Genomic DNA, 212 nt, shown 5'->3' on the forward strand with positions numbered 1-212 from the left:
GTCGGGGTGGCCCTCCTCGAGCTCCTCCCGCTGCTGTGGCGCCGCCGCCACCCGGTCGCGGTGTTCTGGGCGGTCACCGCCGCGCACGCGCTCCAGGTGCTGGTCCAGGACGAGCCCGCGCTCGGGCAGACCGCGTGGCCGGTCGCGGTCTACTCCGTCGCCCGGTACGCCGCCGCCCCGCACGGCTGGGCGGCGCTCGCGGTCAGCGCGGT

At 78.8% G+C, this 212-nt stretch carries 1 protein-coding gene; it reads left to right on the plus strand.

The annotated features are described in order from the left end of the window. Positions 1-212 (plus strand): DUF7134 domain-containing protein (locus tag QWY28_RS24170; RefSeq protein ID WP_439117284.1); only part of this gene is annotated, 212 nt, incomplete at both ends.

Origin of the sequence: Nocardioides oceani (assembly GCF_030412965.1) — a bacterium.
GTDB lineage: Bacteria > Actinomycetota > Actinomycetes > Propionibacteriales > Nocardioidaceae > Nocardioides > Nocardioides oceani.